Source organism: Mesorhizobium sp. M0633 (genome assembly GCF_040320645.1).
Lineage (GTDB): Bacteria > Pseudomonadota > Alphaproteobacteria > Rhizobiales > Rhizobiaceae > Mesorhizobium.
This window is the reverse complement of the sequence record NZ_JAMYQC010000004.1, coordinates 1-17,789: the sequence shown is the minus strand read 5'-3', so window position 1 is coordinate 17,789 and position 17,789 is coordinate 1. Positions and strand designations below refer to the sequence as shown.

At 63.7% G+C, this 17,789-nt stretch carries 19 protein-coding genes; 6 read left to right on the top strand and 13 right to left on the bottom strand.

Going from position 1 to position 17,789, the window contains the following annotated elements; genetic code table 11:
- Positions 1-3: 3 nt before the first annotated feature.
- A complete protein-coding gene (locus NKI47_RS05140) occupies positions 4-903 on the bottom strand; it encodes a LysR family transcriptional regulator (RefSeq protein ID WP_352588045.1) in 900 nt (299 codons plus the stop codon).
- A gap of 1 nt (position 904) precedes the next feature.
- Complete coding sequence (locus tag NKI47_RS05135) at positions 905-2,104, bottom strand: amidase (RefSeq protein ID WP_352588042.1); 1,200 nt, start codon at positions 2,102-2,104, stop codon at positions 905-907.
- A 562-nt stretch (positions 2,105-2,666) separates the two neighbouring features.
- On the opposite strand from NKI47_RS05135, the gene odc2 reads away from it, so the two are divergent.
- Both odc2 and NKI47_RS05125 read left to right on the top strand, forming a co-directional pair.
- Entirely contained in the window at positions 2,667-3,800 is a 1,134-nt protein-coding gene (odc2, locus tag NKI47_RS05130; RefSeq protein ID WP_352588039.1) for an ornithine/lysine decarboxylase, read from the top strand.
- Positions 3,801-4,008: 208 nt separating this feature from the next.
- Positions 4,009-4,611, top strand: a complete 603-nt coding sequence (locus tag NKI47_RS05125; RefSeq protein WP_352588490.1) for a GNAT family N-acetyltransferase — start codon at positions 4,009-4,011, stop codon at positions 4,609-4,611.
- A 54-nt stretch (positions 4,612-4,665) separates the two neighbouring features.
- Here the strand turns inward: NKI47_RS05125 and NKI47_RS05120 are convergent, their stop codons facing one another.
- Complete coding sequence (locus NKI47_RS05120) at positions 4,666-4,950, bottom strand: SCP2 sterol-binding domain-containing protein (protein WP_352588487.1); 285 nt, start codon at positions 4,948-4,950, stop codon at positions 4,666-4,668.
- 327 nt (positions 4,951-5,277) lie between these two features.
- Between NKI47_RS05120 and NKI47_RS05115 the strand changes: the two genes are divergently transcribed.
- A complete protein-coding gene (locus tag NKI47_RS05115; protein WP_502898024.1) occupies positions 5,278-7,020 on the top strand; it encodes a chloride channel protein in 1,743 nt (580 codons plus the stop codon).
- Positions 7,021-7,077: 57 nt separating this feature from the next.
- On the opposite strand, the gene NKI47_RS05110 is transcribed toward NKI47_RS05115, so the two are convergent.
- Entirely contained in the window at positions 7,078-8,088 is a 1,011-nt protein-coding gene (locus NKI47_RS05110; RefSeq protein WP_352588034.1) for a nucleoside recognition domain-containing protein, read from the bottom strand.
- Between the two features lie 118 nt (positions 8,089-8,206).
- Here NKI47_RS05110 and NKI47_RS05105 point away from each other — a divergent pair, with 118 nt between their 5' ends.
- Positions 8,207-8,659: an Lrp/AsnC family transcriptional regulator gene (locus tag NKI47_RS05105; protein ID WP_023675430.1), complete on the top strand. Its 453-nt coding sequence runs from the start codon at positions 8,207-8,209 to the stop codon at positions 8,657-8,659.
- Positions 8,660-8,896: 237 nt separating this feature from the next.
- On the top strand, positions 8,897-9,295 hold the full coding sequence (locus NKI47_RS05100) for a GFA family protein (protein WP_352568108.1): 399 nt from the start codon (positions 8,897-8,899) through the stop codon (positions 9,293-9,295).
- Between the two features lie 90 nt (positions 9,296-9,385).
- Here NKI47_RS05100 and NKI47_RS05095 read toward each other — a convergent pair whose 3' ends face one another.
- The 8 genes from NKI47_RS05095 to NKI47_RS05060 form a co-directional block, all read right to left on the bottom strand.
- Positions 9,386-9,949 (bottom strand): GNAT family N-acetyltransferase, encoded by a 564-nt coding sequence (locus NKI47_RS05095; RefSeq protein ID WP_352568107.1) that lies wholly within the window; start codon positions 9,947-9,949, stop codon positions 9,386-9,388.
- 200 nt (positions 9,950-10,149) lie between these two features.
- Positions 10,150-10,509, bottom strand: coding sequence for a GNAT family N-acetyltransferase (locus NKI47_RS05090; RefSeq protein ID WP_352568312.1), 360 nt, complete (start codon positions 10,507-10,509; stop codon positions 10,150-10,152).
- A gap of 6 nt (positions 10,510-10,515) precedes the next feature.
- Positions 10,516-11,697 carry an arabinose transporter gene (locus NKI47_RS05085; protein WP_352568106.1) on the bottom strand — a complete coding sequence of 394 codons (1,182 nt, stop codon included), beginning with the start codon at positions 11,695-11,697 and terminating at the stop codon, positions 10,516-10,518.
- A gap of 40 nt (positions 11,698-11,737) precedes the next feature.
- A complete protein-coding gene (locus NKI47_RS05080) occupies positions 11,738-12,166 on the bottom strand; it encodes a lipocalin-like domain-containing protein (RefSeq protein ID WP_352588029.1) in 429 nt (142 codons plus the stop codon).
- A gap of 58 nt (positions 12,167-12,224) precedes the next feature.
- A complete protein-coding gene (locus NKI47_RS05075; RefSeq protein ID WP_023675436.1) occupies positions 12,225-13,241 on the bottom strand; it encodes a zinc-dependent alcohol dehydrogenase family protein in 1,017 nt (338 codons plus the stop codon).
- Positions 13,242-13,267: 26 nt separating this feature from the next.
- Positions 13,268-13,663 carry a (R)-mandelonitrile lyase gene (locus NKI47_RS05070; RefSeq protein WP_023675437.1) on the bottom strand — a complete coding sequence of 132 codons (396 nt, stop codon included), beginning with the start codon at positions 13,661-13,663 and terminating at the stop codon, positions 13,268-13,270.
- Between the two features lie 12 nt (positions 13,664-13,675).
- Positions 13,676-14,158, bottom strand: a complete 483-nt coding sequence (locus NKI47_RS05065; RefSeq protein ID WP_502894480.1) for a cyclophilin-like fold protein — start codon at positions 14,156-14,158, stop codon at positions 13,676-13,678.
- Complete coding sequence (locus tag NKI47_RS05060) at positions 14,155-15,345, bottom strand: MFS transporter (protein WP_031211387.1); 1,191 nt, start codon at positions 15,343-15,345, stop codon at positions 14,155-14,157. The genes NKI47_RS05065 and NKI47_RS05060 overlap by 4 nt, the downstream gene beginning before the upstream one ends.
- A 151-nt stretch (positions 15,346-15,496) precedes the next feature.
- Here NKI47_RS05060 and NKI47_RS05055 point away from each other — a divergent pair, with 151 nt between their 5' ends.
- Positions 15,497-16,390, top strand: coding sequence for a LysR family transcriptional regulator (locus NKI47_RS05055; protein ID WP_023675440.1), 894 nt, complete (start codon positions 15,497-15,499; stop codon positions 16,388-16,390).
- A 494-nt stretch (positions 16,391-16,884) separates the two neighbouring features.
- On the opposite strand, the gene NKI47_RS05050 is transcribed toward NKI47_RS05055, so the two are convergent.
- The coding region (locus NKI47_RS05050; RefSeq protein ID WP_352588026.1) for an IS91 family transposase at positions 16,885-17,789 on the bottom strand (905 nt) is incomplete at its 5' end.

The following is a 17,789-nucleotide window of genomic DNA, read 5'->3' as shown; positions in this document are numbered from 1 at the left end:
AGCTCATGCGTTGTCCAGCGTCTTGAACCACTGCACCAGGAAGTCGACGAAAACGCGAACTTTTGCAGGCAGATAGCGCCGGTGCGGATAGACAGCAAAAATGCCGCCGCCGGGCAGAATGCGGTCATCCAGCGCAGTCACCAGCTTGCCGCTTTCGATGTCGGGCGCGGCGATAAAATCCGGCAGGATGGAAAACCCCAGTCCAGCCACGGCGGCCGCCCTCGCCGCCATCGGGCTGTTGACCTCGATCGGGCCGGAGACCGAAACACTCACCGTATCGGCACCGTCGCCCTTGAACGGCCAGTTGGTGAGCCAGCGGCCATTGGTGTCGATGATGCAAGGCACGCGGGCAAGGTCTTGCGCCCTGACCGGCATGCCGTGCTTGGCGATCAGTTCGGGAGACGCGCAAAGCCGTACCGAAAACGGCGCCAGGCGCCTGGCGATCAGTGAGGAATTTTCCAGCCGCGAAATGCGCACTGCCAGATCGAAACCCTCTTCGACCAGATCGACGAAGCGGTCGTCGAGATGAATGTCGAGCACGATGTCGGGATGCTGCTTGGCGAAGTCGATCAGCGATTGGCCGATCGGCGCGTCGGCAAAGGTGCGCGGCGCCGACAGCTTGATCCTGCCGCGCACGTCGCCGGAGGATTCGCGCACCGCATCGGCAAGGCTGTCGACCTCGCGCACGATCTCCGAGGCGCGCCGGTAATAGGTGTGGCCGGCTTCGGTCATCGAGAACTGCCTGGTGGTGCGGTTGAGCAGTAGCGCGCCGAGCTCGTCCTCCAGCTCGCGCACATATTTCGACAGCAGCGCCTTCGAGCGGCCGATCTTGCGTGCCGCCGCCGAAAAGCCTTCGGCCTCGACGACATCGATGAAGGCGCGCATGCGGGTCAGCGTATCCATGTCATGCGCCTCCTTGGTGGGCTGAAAGGATGCGGGCGGCGAGCGTAATCAACTGCCGGTCGCTGTTCTTCGGGCCGAGCAGCGAAAGACCGAACGGCGCCCCGCCGGTCTTGCCGAGCGGCAGCGTGATCTGCGGAAATCCAGACAGGCCGGAAAGACACAGCAATCTCAGCGCGCGCTCGCGATAGATCTGCAAATCATCAAATAATTCGGCCTTGAGCGGCGCGGCACCCGGAGCGGTCGGAAGCACAAGAACGCCGTCCTCGCCAAGCAGGTCGGTAAGCTCGAGGCGAAACGAAACGCGACGTTCCGTTTCGTGCTGCGCGGTTGCCGGGCCGACGGTCGCGCCATGCTCGAAGCGCTCCTTGACGCCGGGTCCCAGCATGCGGTCGCCGCCAGCGATCCAGGCGCCGTGGCTTTGCCAGGCTTCATAGCCTTGCAGCTTGCGGAAGCACCAATAAAGATCGTCGGTGGAATGCGACAGCGGGCCAACGCTGCGCGGCGCGCCCAGCACCGAAGCGACACTGCGGACCATGGCGCGATATTCCTCGGCCTCCAGCGGGCCGAGCACGAGGCTGTCCAGCGCGTCGAGGGCAAGAGGGCGTACCAGTTCGTGGCGGTGCGGATCGTCGCCGAGCAGCACCGTGCCGACCTTTTCGTAGGTGACGATATCCCTGGCAAACCAGCCGAACGTGTCCAGCGAAGGCGCCAGCGGCATGGCGCCGTCGAGCGAAATGCGGCCATGCGTGGTCCTGAGGCCGATCAGGCCGCAGAAGCTTGCCGGCGCACGGATCGAGCCGCCGGTGTCGGAGCCGGTGGCGATATCGGCCAGCCCGCCGGCGACTGCAGAAGCAGAACCCGAGGACGAGCCGCCGGTGACGCGGTCGGGTGCCGCCGGATTGATCGGCGATGGGAAATGCGCGTTCAGCCCCAGCAGGGAAAAGGCGAGTTCGTCGGTCTGCGTCTTGCCGACGAAGCGGGCGCCCGAATCAAGCAGCGTCTGGACGGCCGGCGCGGTGGCCGTGGCCGGCGAGGCTTCGCGGTATTTCTGCGGATTGCCGCAACCGGTGCGGTACCCGGCGACGTCGAAGATATCCTTGACGGCCAACCGCAAGCCGGCAAGCGGGCCGGATTGCGCATTGGTAACAGGGACTTGATCAAGATCGAGAAAAGCGTTCAGCGGGCCGCGAGTGCCTGTCATGCGTTCGATATCCGGGTGTGCTTGCCGCAGCATTGTTCTTCTGGTCCCGCAGCATTGTTCGATGCCACAAATTTTACAACCTGCGATACGATTTTTATTGATTGTGAAATCTTTCGATCTTATATCGCGCTTGCCCAAAGTCGCACGTGCCTGTGGGTGTCCGCCGATCCTCGAATGGTGAGGGCAATCGGTAAGGTAACTGGAGCCAACCCCTCCAGTCGGTTTAGCGGCCAACCGCCAACCGAGGACACCTTGAAGCAACGACGGTGCGGGCCTTTCTGGTGTTCTGCCGGTCGTCCAAAGACCGGGGTTACTGAAGAGGCACACCTTCATTGCCGGCAGTGCGGACGGGTCTCCCATCCAAGCCAAGGCAGACAAAGCGAACCGAGGCCGGGCAAGGCCAAGGTTCACCGCCGCGAGACGGCGCTTCATGGTTCCGGGGTCTCCACCGGCTGGTTCCATGGATTTCCGTCCCGCCTTTGTCCACCGCGTGTTCGCGAGGCCGAGAGCCCGCGTCCGCAAGCCTTTGTGCGCGCCGAAAGGCGCTGATGGAGAGACCCCGATGGCTACCCAGCGCATCCTTGACTTTCTCGCCACCCGACGTCCGAACGGCCCGTGCCTCGTCGTCGACCTCGATGTCGTGCGCGACAATTTCCGCGCCTTCGAGAAGGCGCTTCCCGATTCCAAGATCTACTATGCGGTGAAAGCAAATCCGGCGCCGGAAATCCTGCGCCTGCTTGCTGCGATGGGCTCGTCCTTCGACACCGCTTCCGTTGCCGAAGTCGAGATGGCGATGGACGCCGGTGCGCCGGCGGACCGCATCTCCTTCGGCAACACCATCAAGAAGGAGCGCGACATCCAGCGCGCCTACCAGCTCGGCATCCGGCTGTTTGCGGTGGACTGCGTCGAGGAGGTCGAGAAGATCGCCCGCGTCGCTCCCGGCGTCCGTGTGTTCTGCCGCGTCCTGACCGACGGCGAGGGTGCCGAATGGCCGCTGTCGCGCAAGTTCGGCTGTGTGCCGGCGATGGCGGTCGACGTGCTGCGCCATGCCAGGGCGCTCGGCCTCGACGCCCATGGCGTATCATTCCATGTCGGCTCGCAGCAGACCGACCTGACCGCCTGGGATCGCGCGCTGGCCGACGCCAAGAAGGTGTTCGCGACGCTGGCCGACGAAGGCATCGTGCTGAAGATGGTCAATATGGGCGGCGGCTTCCCGACCCGCTATCTCAGGGATGTGCCGGTGGCGCAGGCCTATGGCCAGGCGATCTTCTCGGCGCTCAGGAAGCATTTCGGCAACGCCATCCCCGAGACGATCATCGAGCCGGGCCGCGGCATGGTCGGCAATGCCGGGGTGATCAAGTCGGAGGTCGTGCTGATCTCGAAGAAGGCCGATAACGACAATGTGCGCTGGGTGTTCCTCGACATCGGCAAGTTCGGCGGTCTTGCCGAGACCATGGACGAGGCGATCCGCTATCCGATCGTCACCGCGCATGACGGCAGCGAGACCGCGCCTTGCGTGCTCGCCGGCCCGACCTGCGATTCGGCCGACGTGATGTACGAAAAGACGCCGTACCCGCTGCCCTTATCGCTGACCATCGGCGACGAGGTGCTGATCGAGGGCACCGGCGCCTACACGACGACCTACGCCTCGGTCGCCTTCAACGGCTTCGAGCCTCTCCGATCCTACGTGATCTGAGGCCTCGCAAGAGTTGCTCAGATCATCCCCGGTGGGCGCCTGTCGCCCGCCCGGGCTCGCCTGTGGAACAATCCGCTTGGGAAGGATCGCGGAAATGAACATTGCAGATCTCATCGTTGAAGGCGTGGGAATCTCCCCCCTCGAGGGGGAGATGGCCGCGAAGCGGCCAGAGGGGGTCGGTTCGACTGGACTCGGCCTCCTGCCGCAGATGGAGGCCGGCGCTTCACGCGCGACAACCCCCTCTGTCGCCTTCGGCGACATCTCCCCCTCGAGGGGGGAGATTGCGGTCGTCGCCGAAACCGCCGCCGACGTCCCGGCTCGCGAGGCTTTGCTCGATCGCGCCATGGGGCCGAAGCGCCGGAAGAAGTCGTCGGAAAAGCTGCGGCGCGGCCGCCGGCCTTCGGAGGGCCTGGCCTTTGTCGCGCGCGACGCGTCGGGCACTGTTGCCGGCACGGTGCGGCTGTGGGACGTGGTGCTGGGCGAGGGCAGCACGGCAGCGCTGCTGCTCGGCCCGCTTGCGATCGACCCGGCGCTGAAAAATGCCGGCATCGGCTCGGCGCTGATGCGCCATGCGGTCACTGAGGCCGAGCGGCTTGGCCATGCGGCGATCCTGCTGGTCGGCGACGCGCCCTATTACGAGCGCTTCGGGTTTTCGGCCGCAAAGACCGGCTCGCTGGCCATGCCGGGGCCTTACGAGCGGCACCGCCTGCTGGCGCGGGAACTGGTTGTCGGCGCACTCGACGGCGCGCAAGGCACGCTGAAGGCGGCAGGGCGCAAGCTGAAGGCGCAGAGACTGCCGCTCGCTGCCTGATGGTTCGAAGCAAGCCGCCCGCCATCGTGCGGCGGCTTGTTTCACCTCAAGCGATCAGCCGATCAGTTGGCTGAGCGCCATGGCGACGCTCATGTCGCCTTCGACCTTTATCTTGCCGGACATGAAGGCCATGGTCGGGTTGAGGTCGCCTGATATCAGCGAGTCCAGATCGTCGAGCGAAAGCTTTATGGTGCAGTCGGCCGGCCCGTCGATGGTCGAGACATCAGCGCCGTCGATGACGATGACACCGTCGCCGCCGGTATCGAACTTCACGGAACGGTCGAACCCGGCACTCGCCACGCGCGCGCTGATCTTGTCGGCAATTTCCTGAACGCCCATGGCGGTTCTCCTCGTCTCGTTGCGTTTGTCGCTCATTGGCACTTCGATCCGGGACACTTCGATCTGGCCGAAGTCGCCGTCTTGCGCATTTCGCGATCACGGTCGCCGGCGCATATAGCTTCGGGTTGACGTTTACGTCAACGCGGCTCCCCGAGATGAAGATGGGGTTTATCGCCGCAGCATCACGCGGGCATGACACCTCGGCGGCCTGCATGTTGCCATGCGATGTTGCCGAGGGTATCAGGCACCCACGAATATCGGCGAGCCGCCCCGGTGCTTTCCAGAAACGAACCGCCCAGAAACGAACCGCAAGTCTATGCCCGCCGGTTGCGCGCGGTGCTGATCAGATCGATCCCGCTGCTCGAGGCGCGCGGTATTGCCGTCGTCATTCTGGCTGCCCTGGTCGGGGTGATGGCGGGTGCGCTGGTCACCGGCATGAGCGGACTGGTGCAGGTCCTGCACGGGCTTATGTTCGGCGTTCAGCCCGGCGGTCGGCTTTCGGCGATGTTTTCGCTGCAAAGGCCGGAGCAGGCGCTGATCCCGGCGATCGGCGGCATCCTGCTCGGGCTGACGGTGATCTGGCTGAGAAAGCGGAAGTTCCGCACGCCGGTCGATCCGATCGAAGCCAACGCGCTTTATGGCGGCCGCATGTCGCTGACCGACACCTTCATCATCGCCGGGCAGACGATGATCTCGAGCGGCTTCGGCGCTTCGGTCGGGCTCGAGGCCGGCTATACGCAGGTGGGTTCGGGCCTGGCGTCGCGGCTGGCGCGCTTGTTCAGGCTGCGCCGCAACGATGTCCGCATCCTGGTCGGCTGCGGTGCCGCCGGCGCGATCGCCGCCGCCTTCGACGCGCCGCTGACCGGCGCCTTCTACGGTTTCGAGCTAGTCATCGGCATCTACTCGGTCGCCAATGTTGCGCCGGTGATGGCCGCCGCGATCTCGGCCTCGCTGACCGCAGAGGTGTTCGGCGGCGTGCCGTTTCCGCTGGAGCTCGCCGGTCTGCCGCAGCTCACCGTCAGCCAGTATTTGCCGTTCATGCTGCTCGGGCTTCTGGGCGGCGGTGCTTCCATCGCCATCATGCATCTGGTGAGCCTGATCGAGCGCCTCTTTGCGCGGCTGTCGATCGACGCCTCGCTGCGCCCCGCCTTCGGCGGCGTGATGGTCGGGCTGCTGGGGCTGGTCACGCCGCAGGTCCTGTCCAGCGGCCATGGCGCGCTGCACCGCGAATTCGCGATGAATTACGGGCTGGCCGTGGTGGCCAGCGTCTTCGTGCTGAAGCTGGCGGCCTCGGCGATCTCGCTCGGCTCCGGCTTCCGCGGCGGCTTGTTCTTTGCCTCGTTGTTTCTCGGCGCGCTGCTCGGCAAGATGTTTGCCGGCGCGATGGTATTCGTCTCGCCGGCGACCGGCATCGACCCTGCCGTCGCCGCCGTCGTCGGCATGACCTCGCTCGCCGTCGGCGTCGTCGGCGGCCCGTTGACGATGACCTTCCTGGCGCTGGAATCGACCCGCGACCTGACGCTGACCGGCGTGGTGCTGGCCGCCTCGCTCATGGCGGCGATCCTGGTGCGCGAAACGTTCGGCTATTCCTTCTCGACGTGGCGTTTTCACCTGCGCGGCGAAACCATCCGCAGCGCGCATGATGTCGGCTGGATGCGGAGCCTGACTGTCGGCTCGATGATGCGAAAGGATGTCCGCACCATCGACGCCTCGACGACGCTTGCGGAATTCCGCAAGCAGGTGCCGCTCGGTGCCTCGCAGCGCGTCATCGCGGTTGACGCCGACCTGCATTATGTCGGCGTGCTGATCGTCGCCGAATTGCACAGCCATTTGTCGGATGACGAGATGCCGGTGCTGTCCTTCGCCAAATTCAGGGATGCGGTGCTGGTGCCGAGCATGAACGTGCAATCGGCGGCCGAGACCTTCCAGCGCGCCGGCGCCGAGGAATTGGCGGTGGTCGAGGATTTCACCGATCGCAAGGTGGTCGGTCTGCTGACCGAAGGCCACCTGATGCGGCGCTATGCCGAGGAACTCGACAAGGCGCGGCGCGATCTGTCGGGCGAGGGGTAGCCGCGTCCTTTCGCGATAGCGATGCGACAAACATGTCGGCTGCTGCGTAAGGAGGGCTCACGTCAACGGCCCGCTAATCGCCGGCTCCGAAATCTGATTGCGCGGACTGTCTTCTTCCTTGTGGAAGAGTGTCTTGAAGAAAAGAGCGTCGGGAACCGCCTTGATTACTTTTGCGATCACGGCGGTCGCGAGCACGGCAAACGCTAGGCGACCGAGAAGCACGCTCGTAACATCAGCGCCAAGTGTGACAACGACCAACGTATCCTCAATGAGGCTGTGGGCAAAACCCATGAACACGCAGGCAAGGAATATCTGACGCGGCTCGGCGCTAGGCGTGCGCGCCTCGCGGATCAGCAGTCCTGCGCCATAGGAAATCCCGAGAAACAGGCCAACAGCGGCGAAAGGTACCGTCTGCTTTTCGATGCCGGCGAGCCGAAAGAGCGGTGCAAGCCCTCTGTTCATCCACTCCAAAATGCCCGACATCTTGAGAAGCTCGATCACCCAGCTCAGCGCAAGCAGAACAACGAGCATGATGCCCAGGGTTTTGAGCGTACCCAGGAGAAAGCCGCCCCAGTCGGTGCTTTCATTCGTCGGCATCCACGCCGGCTTCACCGGTCCTGACAGCCATCCGGTCACGGCGAATATCTGATGCAGAAGGACAGCAAAGACCAAACCCCCGCCAATACGAAGCGCCGCGGTGACCAGGAAGCTCGGCCCGGCCCTCTGAATGATCCGTTGCTCGATCGGAATGGCATGTGCAAACAGCAAGAGAGCCGAAAGAACCGTCATGTCGGCAGTGCTGAGCGCCGAAACCGGAACCAAGGTGAGTACGATCACAAGCGCGCCCCAGATCCCGACCAGCAATCCCGTCAGCCAGGCAAAGGCGAGTTCAGGTGGCAACCCCACCTGCAACATGAGCGGGGAGAAGAACGGAGAAATCGCCTGGATGACGCCAAGGTCCTGCAGCAGCCGCGTGGCAATCGCAACCGGAACGATCACGCGAACCAGTTCCCAATAGATTTCAAGCGTCTCCAATGTCTTGCGATAGAAGGCGGCGCAAATTGCCATCATGCTGCTCCATCATCCCTGGAGCCATCTGAGTAGCGTGAGACGCTTCGCATTTGTGGTCAAAGTTTGCGATTCCGTGCAATAAAATTGCAACGCACCGACGATGAGCGTGACCGACATGGACAAGATCGACAGAAGGCTTCTCAACCTGCTCCAGGATGATGCCTCACGAACTAACGCCAAACTGGCGGGGTTAGTCGGGCTTTCCCCTTCGAGCTGCCTGCGCCGCATACGACGACTGAAGAAAAGCGGTGTCATCAGCCGCGTTGTCGCGCTTCTCGCACCGGCAAAGGCTGGCCGGGGCTTGAAGGCGATCGTCGCCGTCGAACTGGAGCGTCATGGTGAGCAGTATATGAGGGACTTTCTCGAGTTGGCCGCTCAGGAACCGGCCGTCACTCAGGCCTACAGTGTAAGCGGCGAAACCGACGCCGTCCTCATGCTCCGCCTGACGGATATGGAAGAGTTCGATGCGCTGTGCGAGCGACTGTTCCGAGACCGAAGCAACGTCGCGCGATACCACACGATGTTCGTGATCCGAACGGCCAAGGAAGTGACCGCAATTCCACTGTAGTGTTCGGGTTGCGATAGATCTGCCAGGCCGTGAATTCAGCGGCCCGGCGGAGAAACTCTACGAACATTTCTATATGCCGAAAGGGGGTAGTGAAGGCAGCTTGGAGGCAACGCCTCGCGCACGCGAGGACAATCGCCAGCGCCGAATGTCGGAATTGGGCGCCAGCTCGACGCATTTCATGGCGCCTCCCTCACGCCCAGGCATGAAGCTGTCCTTGTTGGCTCAAGGAGAATTTGCATGCGTGGTCATTGCTTATGTGGCGCTATTGCCTTTGAAGTCGATGGCCCGGCACAGGCCTGCGTGGTCTGTCATTGTGAAAGTTGTCGGCGGCAATGTTCTGCGCCGATGACCTCCTATATTGGAGTCTTGGACGGCCAATGGCGATGGCTGGGCAAGCTACCGAAGGTATTCAACTCTTCTCCCGGTGTGGAAAGAACATTTTGCAATCACTGTGGCACGCCGCTGTCCTTCCGCTCAAAAAACATGTCTGATGTCATGCATTTTTTTTCGGCAGCAATGGAAGAGCCAGAAAATTTTGCACCTACGCTGCATGTCGCTTTTGAGGAGAAGCTCCCTTGGTTGAAACTCGCCGACAACCTGCCGACTCGTTTTGGGCCTGACTATACGAAAGGCTAGGATCTGCTCGCATCGAGACAAACGGTGGAAGCTGCGGACAGCATCCGGAAGCGAGATGATGCCTCCGTCCGTTCAAACGGCGGTCGAACATTATCGATCGCGGCTGCTCTCGACCTGCTTGAGCGGCAGCAGGTAGGCGATGATCTGCTGATCGCCGAGTGCTGGATCAAAGCCAATAATGTCGGAGGCGAAAAGGTCGTGGGCGGGGCGTCTCTCGAAGCCAAGGCTTTCATACAGCTTGTATGCAGACGTCATGGACGAGGCAGTGTGAAGCGCAAGGCCGCCTGAGCCCTGCAGACGCGCTTGCATGACGCACCATTCGCAAAGCGCGCGGCCATATCCGCGGCCCTGTGCCGAGGGAACAACCGCGAGAGTCCTGAGGCCTGCCAGCCCGGGCGGCCAGCCCATGCCGTCAAAGGCGGCATCGGCGTAGTAGGTGACCGTCCCGACGAGGCGTCCCTCGGCTTCGAGCACCGCGACGCTAGCTTTCGCCCATCGCCCCGCGACATCCCGCGCATCCTTGACGTAGGGCTCGAAGATGTGCGGTGCCAGAACGGGCCGTAACGATGCGAAAGCCTCCGAGACGAGCAACCCAATTCCATCCAGTTCCTGACGGCTTGCCAGGCGGACGCGTGGCTTGGATGCGATCTGCATGCATGTCCTCACTGCTCCAGTAATTCGACCGTATGTAGGGCTCCCTCCGGCTGGCTGGACTTCGCCCGGCTTCGGCCGTCGGCCGTATCCCGCAGCGCGATTCACCCGGAGAGGTTCGCCTGCCACAATAATGACCGGCAGCAAGATTCCAATGGACCTGAGCCGTCGAGCCGCGACGACGAGTTAATCGGCGGAGCACCTCAAACTTTCGGCAACAGTTTGCTCATGCTTATGCGCTCCTCGACCTCGTATCCGCACTGTCGGTAGAACCCAAGAACCGTCGAATTGGAAGCGACAATTTGGAGGTTGATCTTTATGCAACCAAGGCCGGCGAGCCGCCTTTCGGCCTCATGGATGAGGGCCTCGCCGATCCCTTTTTGGCGATGGGACTGCAAGGTAGCGATGCGCGATATCCACCCTCGATGGCCGTCATACCCGGCCATGATCGATCCGACGACCTGATCGGCCTCTATCGCCACCAAAAGCAGGTTCGGCTGATGCCTCAGCTTCTCGCGAAGCGGGAGCGATCGTAGTTGCGCGACATCTCGAGCCCAGACTATCCGGCTCTATAGTGGAGCGTTACGGCGACCCAGCAGCAGAGCGATGCCCAACGCCGGAAGCGTCGCCGTCGCGACGGCGAAGAAGACGAATTGCAGCCCGGCCGACCCAGCGACCAAGCCGAGCGCCGGACTGCCGAAGCCGAGCGCCATGTCGAGGAAGACGGTGTAGAGTCCCATGGCCAGGCCGCGGCTGCGTGGTGGAAGATGGCTTACGGCCTCGGCACCGAAACCGGGATAGACCAGCGAGTAGCCGAGGCCAGTCAGGCCCGCTCCGATGGCGGCGAGAACAGGCCCGGGCGCAAGCCAGATCAGCATCAGCCCTGCCGCCTCGACCGCCACGAAGATCACGGCGACGCGCGCGCCCCCTAACCTGTCAGGCAGGTGGCCGAAGCACAGCCTTGCCGCGATCAGCGACGCGGCATAAGTGGTGAAGGGAAGCCAGACCGGCTGCCAGCCGCGTTCGGCAAAGAGCAGCGCGCCAAAGGACAGGATTGCGCCATAGCCAAGGCTGCTGAAAGCAGCTCCGACGCCGGGAAGCCAGACCGCTTGCGCCACGCTCGTCCATGACTGTCGCGCGGCGCTCGCGGCGAGGCTGGTGCCACGCATAGGCAGGATGGCAAGCAGCGTCGCAAGTGGCAGGCCGACCGTCGCGAGTGCGATCGCGGCGAAGCCGCTCGCCGTGTAAAGCGCAGATCCGATCGGCGCGCCTAGCGCGAGTGCTGCGAACATCGCCGTGCCCACCCAAGCTATGACCTTTCCGGAGTTCTGTCCGCCCGCAAGGGAGAGGCCCCAGGCGACGCCGCCTGTGATGATGAAGCTCTCAGACGCGCCCAGTACCGCCCGGCCGGCGAAGAGCGCCGATGCGGACGCTGCCGGCCGGTCGAGCAATGCCAGCGAGCCGAGGTAAATGAACCCCGCCAGGGCAGCGGCAATGAGGCCGACGACGACGGCCCGCTTGCCGCCGCGCCCATCGGCATAATTTCCGGCTCCAATGCGCGACAGCATCGAGGCGACGAACTGGCTGCCCGTCACCAGCCCGACTGCGAAGGGGCCGAAGCCGAGTTGCTGGTGAAGATGCAGCGGCAGGACGGGTAGCGCCAAGCCGATCAGGAGGAAGCCGGCGAAGACAGCCGCCATGATTGGCACCAGTTCCGCCATCGCGCCATTTCGGTCAGAAGTCCGCGCCATTGTGGCCACCGATAACACTTTGACAGCCGGGCTGTTCCGATCAGTAACGTTCGTAGGTCACGCGCCAGCCTTCGGCCGGATTGTCCGGCGTCAGGACCAGTTTGTTGTCCGAGACTTCGAATTTGCGTTTCATGCTCTTCCCGACAAGGTTGCGGACCAGGGAGGACTCGATCGTGATGACGAAGGTCTTGTCCTGGTCGTTGATGGCGACCGGCCCGTAATAGGCTTCGTAGCCATTCGCCGTGTAAGGCGTGTCCGGCGCCTTAGCGTCGGGGTTCTGGGCCTGCACCGAGAGGGTGCCGGCCTCGGTGAAGATGACCTGGCCGGAATATGGCACGGGCTTGAGGTTTCCCTCGGCACCGGCCTCGAGCGACCTCATGCGCCATGCGCCGATGATCGGGGACTCTTGGGAGAAAGCCGGCGTGGCGACCGAAAGCGCAAGCGCAGCGATCTTCAATCTCATCGTCATATGTCGTTGTTCTTTTTCTGGTTTGTGGGTGCGGACAGGCCGTCCGCCCAATCTTCGCTTACACCGAAAGCATGACCTTGATGGCGCGCCGCTCGTCCATGGCGCGGTAGCCTTCAGCGACCTCGGCCAACGGCAGCTTGAGGTCGAAGACCTTGCCGGGCTTGATCCTGCCCTTGAGCACACGGTCCATGAGGTCGGGCAGGAAGCGGCGCACCGGCGCGGGGCCGCCCAGCATGCGCTTCTGGCCGAAGAAGAGATTCTGGCCATCGAAGCTCACGCCATGCGGCACGCCGACATAGCCGATGGTGCCGCCGGGGCGAGAGCAGGCCAGCGCCTGGTCGAAGGATTCCGCCGTGCCAACGCATTCCAGCACCGAGTCCGCGCCGACGTCCTTAGTGAGCCCTTTGATCCGGGCCACACCTTCCTCGCCGCGCTCAGCGACGATGTCGGTCGCGCCGAATTCGCGGGCGAGTTTTTGGCGGCTGGCGTGCCGGCTCATGGCGATGATGCGCTCGGCGCCCATCTCCTTGGCCGCAAGCACGCCCATCAGGCCGACCGCACCGTCGCCGACCACCACCACCGTCGATCCTTCTCGGACCTCGGCTGCGTCGGCCGCATACCAGCCGGTGCCGAGCACATCGGACACAGCCAGCAGGTCAGGGATGAGTTCGGCCGGCGGCACCTCGGCGGTGGCGACCAGTGTGCCATCCGCCAACGGCACGCGGGCGTAAGGCGCCTGCGCGCCCGACATGAACTCGCGCTGCACACAGGACGACTGGAAGCCGAAGCGGCAATGCGGGCAGGTATTGTCGGAGAGGCAGAACGAGCCGACGACGAACTGGCCGGGACGGACCGTGCGCACCTCTGCGCCGACCTCGACGACGATGCCACAATATTCGTGGCCCATATGCATCGGGCCGTTGACCGGCTGCAGCCCGCGATAGGGCCACAGGTCCGAGCCGCAGATGCAGCTCGCCGAGAGCTTGATGATAGCATCCGTCGGGCGAAGGATCCTTGGGTCTTCGACTTCCTCGCAGCGGATGTCGCCGGGCTTATGAAGAACGGTTGCGAGCATTTTGCTTTCCTTTCGTTCAATCGATGTCAGGCGCCGTAGTCGGCGTCGCTGACGTGTTCCAGCCAGTCCACCACCTTGCCGTCTTTGACCTCCTGGAGGGCAATGTGGATCATGGCCGTCTCGGGTGAGGCACCGTGCCCATGCTTCTCGCCGGGTGCGAACCAGACAACGTCACCGAGACGGATCTCCTCGACCGGCCCGCCCTCGCTCTGAACGAGGCCGAGGCCGGAGACGACGATCAACGTCTGTCCAAGCGGATGCGTGTGCCAGGCGGTGCGGGCGCCCGGCTCGAACGTCACCTGCGCGCCCTGCACGCGCGCGGCGTCGAACGGGTTGAACAGCGGATCGATGCGGACCGTGCCGGTGAACCAGTCGGAAGGCCCGTTGCCAGACGGCCTGGTGCCTGCGCGAAGAATATCCATGGTGATCTCCTGTCAGATGCGTTCGATGCGAAGCGGGAACTTGCCGCTTACGTGTAGGGCCTCTTCGCCCGCGTCGAAGCGGCCGAGCCTGATCAGCCCGGGATGGCGGTAGTCGGCGTAGAACATGGCCAGATTGCCCCAGGGCATGAAATAGCAAAGGTCGTATGGCCGCTCGTTGCCGAACGGGCCGCTGCCCTCCTCCGTCAGCTTGCGCGGCAGATAGGCAATCTTCTCGTTATGCGCGTAGTCGTCGATGGTGAGATCGAGCGGCAGCATGGTGAAGAAGTCGCGCGCCGACGGATTGTCGTAGAGCGTGGCGGTCATGGTCCGGCCATTGAAAATCATCTTGATCTTCATGTCGGTGGGCTCCTGGCTGCCTGGGTCGCTGCCCTGCTGGCTGCGGGCGGCCCGCGGCAGGACCGTTGCCGCGAGCGCGCCGCCGAGCAACGCGCGGCGGCTGAGGTCCGGACGGTCGATCGTCATGGCTGCCGTCATGGCTGCGACCTCCGGGCCAAATGCGATGCTGCAAAGGCGGCGAGCGCCGATCCACAGAGCAGCACCGCGCCGAAAATGAATGCACCCCACCAGCCGACCGTATCGAAGAGCGTGCCGCCGATCGCGGCGCCGCCTGTAATGGCGAGCTGGATGACTGCCACCTGCAGCCCGCCGCCGGCCTCTGCGTCGTCCGGCAACGTCCGGCTGAGCCACGTGCCCCAGCCAACGGGCGCGGCCGTGCCGAAGAAGCCCCAGGCAACGAGCAGCAGCGCTGTGGGAACCGGCAAGGCACCGAGGGCGATGAGCGCAGCTGCCAGCGCGGCCATGACCAGCGGGATGACGATGAGGATGCTGAACAGGCGCGTGCGCAAAAGCCGGCCTATGCAGAGGGTGCCGAGCACCCCGGCCAGCCCCATCGCCAGCAGGATCGCCGAAAGCGCGGCGATGTCGACCCTAGTGACGCTCTCGAGGAAGGGCCGCAGATAGGTGAAGAGCGCGAACTGGCCCATGAACAGCATCATGATCGACGCCATGCCGGTGGCGACAGGAAGACGGCCGAGGAGCGCCAGCGGATTGCCTGGACGCTTCCTCCGGCGCGGGGGCAGCGCCGGCAGGCTTGTCCACTGCCAGACCAGCGCCAGGAGCCCAAGCGGCACGACGAGGAAGAAAGCGCCGCGCCAGCCGACATAGGCGCCAAGAAAACTGCCCAGCGGCGCGGCGATGGTGGCCGCAATGGCATTGCCAGCGTTTAGCATGGCGAGACCCTTCGGAACCATGTCTTGCGGCACGAGGCGCATGACGATCGCGGTCGACATCGACCAGAACCCGCCGATCGCGATGCCGAGCAGCGCCCGGCCGACCATGAGGAACGCGTAGTTCGGCGCGAAGGTGACAGTGAGCCCGGACACGATGAGGAGAAGGGTGAAGCCGGTCACGACCAGTCGGCGGTCGATCCGGCGCGTGAGGCCGGCGACCAGCAGGCTGGTCACGACGGCGAAAGCGCCCGAAATCGAGATCGCCTGTCCCGTGCGGCCCTCGGTGATGCCGAGATCGGCCGCTAGCGGCGACAGCAGGCTGACCGGCATGAATTCCGACGCGATGAGCACGGAAACACACAGAGCCATCGACAGCACCGCGCCCCATGCGGCGCGGTCTTCGACAAGCCTTGTGTCGTAGGTCGTTTCCATAATTGGCATCCTTGCAAGGCGACGGGGGTGGATCAGCCGCCCATCCCCGTCACCATGCTGGAAGATATTGCAGAGGAACCCATTCTATTAGACTGAGTAATTCGCATGGACTTATCTGCTTATGATATAAATGTCCGACGGGAGGTGCCCTATGCAGCGCGATGGCATGAAGGATTTGCTCTGGTTCGTGGCGGTCGCCCGGGAGCGCAGCTTCACCAAGGCGGCGGCCAAGCTCGGAACCTCGCAGTCGACCCTGAGCTCGACAATCAAGGAGCTTGAAGCTCGTCTTGGCGTCCGCCTGCTGACGCGTACGACGCGGAGCGTCGCTCCGACCGAGGCCGGCGAGCGACTTTTCCAATCTCTTGTTCCCCGCTTCGAGGAAATCGAAGCGGACCTCGCAAGCCTGGTGGCCTTTCGCGACAAGCCCTCCGGAACGGTCCGTATCACGCTTTCCGACCATGCGCTCCAGACGACCGTCTGGCCGAAGCTGCAGCCCTTGCTCAGCGACTATCCTGACGTGTGCGTCGAACTCTACAGCGACAACGGCATGAAGAACATTGTGGAGGAGCGCTTCGACGCAGGCGTGCGGCTTGGTGAGAGCATCGACAGGGATATGATCGCAGTGCGCATCGGGCCGGATTGGAGGCTCGTGGCCGTGGCTTCGCCGGAGTACTTTTCCCGCCATCCGGTTCCGACCGCACCGCAGGATCTGGTCGATCATGACTGCATTAATATGCGGCAGGCGACGTTCGGCGGATTATATGCCTGGGAATTCGCCAGGGATGGCCGCGACCTTCGTGTGCGGGTGGAAGGCCAACTCACCTTCAATTCGTCCATTCCCATGATCGAGGCTGCGATAAGCGGTTTCGGGATTGCCTATGTCCCGGAAAACCTCGTCAGCCACCACATCGCCAAGGGATGCCTTAGGCTCGTGCTTGACGACTGGAGTCCGCCATTTGCGGGCTATCACCTCTACTACCCGAGCAGGCGACAGCTCTCGCCTGCGATGGCGGTGATCATTGAGACGCTCCGCCATCGCATCTGACTCCCAAGACTGTGCCTATGAATCATGAAGCTGACATTGGTAAATGGTAGGTTCTGACCCAAGCCATTTGACTTCTACGCTGCGGGCGGCTGCTTTCGCCTCAAAGCAGACGTGTAGCTCGCTCGCCTCTATGCCTGTGATTGTGATGGGTTTCGGATGCCGGCCGTCTACTGAGATGGCGTGGCTCGAGGCCGGCGTCCGGAAGCCTCCAGGGAAGGAACCCGCGGGGTGGAGATTTCGGTTTTGCGGCTATGGGGATTTGACGGTTCGGCTTGGTCCGTTGTGACCGCACCGATGGGCTTGGTGGGTGGGCAGGCGTAGCTCGATGGGCTGGCGATGGCTGTGCGCATTGCGATGCGGCCCTTGAAGAGCGGGCGGTTTCGGCGCTGCAGATGGTGCGGGACATGCGATCGGCCGGAGACGCACGATCGCCTCGGGCCGCCGACGACCAGAGTCCTCGGCGGGTATGCAGAGCGATGAAGAGCGGTTTGTGGTCATGGCGCCCTCGTCCAAGGCGGCGCGCGGGCGCGGTCGCCGCCGCGTTCGAAGGTCTCGATGACGATCATCCTGCCGCCGCAGCATGGACATGGCGGCCGCCAGTCCGATGGCGTGGCGGCATCGGCGCCCGTTCCGTTGCATTCGGCCTTGGGCTGCGGCGCGGCGAGAAGTTCGCGAGCGCGCGCGATGTTGGCCTTGGCGTGCGCACTGGCGAGCAGCCCATAGTGGCGGATGCGATGGAAGCCTTTGGGTAGCACGTGGAGCAGGAATCGGCGGATGAACTCGCCCGCTTCCAGCGTCATGGTCGGGTAGCGCTCGCTGCCATTGCGGCGGTAGTCCTTGACGCGGAATGTGACGCCCGCCTCGTCGAGCGCGATCAACCGGCTGTTGGAGATGGCGACGCGGTGGGTATAGCGCGACAGGTAGGCCAGCACGGCCTCGGGTCCGGCGAAGGGCGGCTTGGCGTAGACGAACCAGTTCTTCTTCTTGAGCGGTGCCAGGAATTTAGCAAAGGCGCGCTTGTCGCCGAGGCCAGCATTGTCGCCGAAGAACCTCAGCCGGCCGGCGGCATGGGCATCAGTAAGCTTGGCCAGCAAGAGCCGCCGGAACAGTCTTGAGAGCACGCGCACGGGCAGGAGGAAGCCGGGCCGGCAGGACACCCACCGCTCACCATCGAGCGCGATGCCGCCGCCGGGCACGATCATGTGGACATGCGGATGATGGGTCATCGCCGAGCCCCAGCTATGCAGCACGGCGGTGATGCCGATGCGGGCGCCGAGATGTTTTGGATCGGCGGCGATGGTGAGCATCGCTTCCGAGGCGGCGCGGAACAACAGGTCGTAGATCACCGCCTTGTTGGGATAGGCGATGTCGGCGATCTCGGCCGGCAGCGTGAAGACGA